The sequence below is a fragment of the Phytoactinopolyspora endophytica genome (assembly GCF_004138495.1).
GTDB classification, from domain to species: Bacteria; Actinomycetota; Actinomycetes; order Jiangellales; family Jiangellaceae; genus Phytoactinopolyspora; species Phytoactinopolyspora endophytica.
Genome location: NZ_ML142855.1, coordinates 245,251 through 248,282, shown reverse-complemented (window position 1 = coordinate 248,282; position 3,032 = coordinate 245,251). Strand labels below are relative to the sequence as shown.

The following is a 3,032-nucleotide window of genomic DNA, read 5'->3' as shown; positions in this document are numbered from 1 at the left end:
AGATTCCCGGGTCACCGGGTCAACACGTCACCGTGTCATTGGGTCATCGGGTCATCGGGACGTGGTTGTGCGCGTCGACCGAACGCGGCCGGTACGCCGTCGGCGTCACTCCAGTGAGTGAACGGAACTCGTTCACCAGATGGGCTTGGTCGAAGTATCCGTACTCCGCCGCCACCATCGCCCAGTCGACCGCCATCGCCCCGGTGCCGGGCACGTCGGCGGTGATCTTGGTCAACACCCGCTGCAACCGCCGTATACGAGCGAACGGCTTCGGGTTCAGCCCGACGGTGGCCCGAAACCGGCGGTTGAAGGTCGACGGTGTCATGCCGATCCGATCGGCAACCTCCGCCACAGCGCCGCCACGAGACAAGCCGTCGACTGCCGCCCCCACCATCGGATCGATCGGTCGCACCCGTCGATCGAACGAACGCTCGAGCGCGCCGTCCGGGAGCACATCGAGACGGACGACCCGGGCCAGCAGGGCGGTCTCCAGCGTGCGCAGCGTGTCGTCGGGTGTCGGCTGGTTCAACAGGCGTTCACGCAAGACTGCGCCGTCTCGCCCCCAGAGCGAATCCAGGCCGATCACCGGCTCGACCAGGACGTCCGACGGCGGATGGAAGAACGGCGCGGCCCCGCCCGGGCGGAACGCGACGCCGACGCAGTGCCGCTGGTCAGCCACGTCCATGCCGATCGGCCGGGCGATCGCGCCGCACAGGCCGCTGCCGTGGGTGGTCTGCACGTTCTGCGTCGCGTCACCGTCGTACCAGTGGATGACGTCGTCGCCGAGGTTCACCACGATCTGCATACCGCCGTTGGGAATCCCCCGCTCAAGCCCAGCCGCCAGCGGCTCGTCCATGTACCAGACGAGCTCGACGAACGGCCGCAGCGCCGGCGACGGACTCCGCATCACGGTCACCATGATGTTTCCGAATCTACCCCCTGACACCCACTCAACGAAGCTCGTCGGTTCTGCTGCCGATGCGATGCGGCCGCCCAGCCAGGATCGCCGGTACTCGCGTGGTCCGTACGAGCCAGTTTCGAACATCAGGGCTGAGCGCTTCAGCAATGTAGAGGATGTCTTGCCAGTCCCGCGCGAGATCACGAGAGTGGATCGGCTCATGATGGGCGATGCGATTACGCAGGTCGTGCAGCCGGGTGAGCCTGTCGGCAATCTCTGGACGCGCCAGCGGGCGCGTGGTCTGGAACGCTCGGCGCAGCGCCGGCCGCCAGAGCTGATCTGTATAGCGCCCAACCGTCAGGAAACGCCAGAAACCGAACGACAGCTCCGCCACGATGCGCCCACCGGTTGCGGGCTTGTCGGCGCTGCGCAAACGGCGACGCGCCCGCTCGATGTCGTCACACCTCTTGGAGGTAAGCAGATACTCGGGGTGGTCGTACCAGTTTCCCGAGAAGCCGCTCTGCCGGTGCAGCTCCGTTAGCTGATAGTGGAAGGCATTACGTAGGGCCACTTCCAGGATGTGTAGAGACTCGAAGAAGGCCCCTGAAATTGCCAGGTTCCATTCGTACAATCCCAGGCTCACGGCCTGATCGCCACGGGCCGCCCGGTCGTACGGGCCGAGGCGCTCTTCACTGAGCCAGTATCGCAACGTCGTCGAGTCGATCAACACTGTCCGTGCAGGCGCGGGCAGGACGACACGAAACTCTGCTAACCTGCATCCTGAAAGCCCCGGTTGGCCTTCTGCACCTTTCAGGCGCATGCTGCCGGGGCCATGCTCGTGTATAGGCATGACTTCTGGCCATATCAGGTCAGTTCGCGCCTGGATGTTCACATTCATTCGGCCATGCTAGGCGTCCGCGGTGACAATGACCGCTTGGCTCAGCCTGTGCCGCTGAGCCTCACCGTGCCCCATCTGCTAGGATGGCGGGGAACGCCCCGGTTGGCCTTCTGCACCTCAGGTGCATGCTGCCGGGGCTATGTTTTTGCCCGCTCAACCTCGTCCATGATCATGAACACTAACCGTGTATATAGCACGCTTAGTGTTCATGATCATGGGAGCGTCGAGTCAGCGGGTGGCGGTGCCCTCGGTGTAGTCGTCGTCGCCGGAGTTGATCCATGGCATCAGCGTGCGCAGCTTCTTGCCGGTGTCCTCGATCGGGTGCGCCTCGCCTTCGGCGCGCAGCCGCTTGAACTCCGGCGCCCCGGCGTCCTGATCCGCAATGAACCCAGCCGCCCACGATCCGTCCTGAATCGCGGCGAGCGCGTCTTGCATCCGCTGCTTCACCGACTCGTCGACGATCTTCGGCCCGGTGGTGTAGTCACCGTACTCGGCCGTGTCCGAGACCGACCAGCGCTGCTTAGCGATGCCGCCCTCGTACATGAGGTCGACGATGAGCTTGAGCTCGTGCAGCACCTCGAAGTAGGCGATCTCGGGCTGGTAGCCGGCCTCGGTCATGACCTCGAAACCGCTCTGGACCAGGCGCGACATGCCGCCGCAGAGTACGGTCTGCTCGCCGAACAGGTCGGTCTCGGTCTCCTCCGTGAAGGTGGTCTTGATCCCGCCCGCACGCAGGCCGCCAATGCCCTTGGCGTAGGCGAGCGCGAGCGGCCAGGCACCGCCGGTGGCGTCCTGCTCGACCGCGACCAGAACCGGCACACCCCGGCCGTCGACGTACTCGCGGCGCACCAGGTGGCCAGGGCCCTTGGGCGCGACCATGGCGACGTCGACACCAGCCGGAGGCTTGACATAGCCGAACCGGATGTTGAAGCCGTGGCCGAAGAACAGGGCGTCACCGTCCTGCAGGTTCGGCTCGACGTCCTCGGTGTAGATATGCCGCTGGACGTGGTCCGGGGCGAGGATCATGATGAGGTCGGCCTCGGCCGCGGCCACCGCCGGGGTCACGACTCGCAGCCCTTCTTCCTCAGCCTTGGCACGGCTCTTGGAGCCCTCTTTGAGGCCGACGCGGACGTCGACGCCGGAGTCACGCAGGCTCAGCGCGTGCGCGTGACCCTGGCTGCCGTAGCCGATGACGGCGACGACCCGGCCCTGGATCACGGACAGGTCGGCGTCATT

General features: G+C 65.6%; 3 protein-coding genes. All 3 read right to left on the bottom strand.

Annotated features, from left to right (window positions below; translation table 11 throughout):
- Positions 1-43: 43 nt before the first annotated feature.
- Positions 44-907 carry a helix-turn-helix domain-containing protein gene (locus ELR45_RS15965; RefSeq protein ID WP_129667285.1) on the bottom strand — a complete coding sequence of 288 codons (864 nt, stop codon included), beginning with the start codon at positions 905-907 and terminating at the stop codon, positions 44-46.
- Between the two features lie 43 nt (positions 908-950).
- Positions 951-1,796, bottom strand: coding sequence for an Abi family protein (locus ELR45_RS15960; protein ID WP_129667284.1), 846 nt, complete (start codon positions 1,794-1,796; stop codon positions 951-953).
- 228 nt (positions 1,797-2,024) lie between these two features.
- The coding region (ilvC, locus tag ELR45_RS15955) for a ketol-acid reductoisomerase (RefSeq protein ID WP_129667358.1) at positions 2,025-3,032 on the bottom strand (1,008 nt) is incomplete at its 5' end.

Excerpts from the sequence above, each read along its gene's own strand:
- ELR45_RS15965 (WP_129667285.1), bottom strand. The coding sequence starts at position 907 with ATGCGGAGTCCGTCGCCGGCGCTGCGGCCGTTCGTCGAGCTCGTCTGG.
- ELR45_RS15960 (WP_129667284.1), bottom strand. The coding sequence starts at position 1,796 with ATGAATGTGAACATCCAGGCGCGAACTGACCTGATATGGCCAGAAGTC.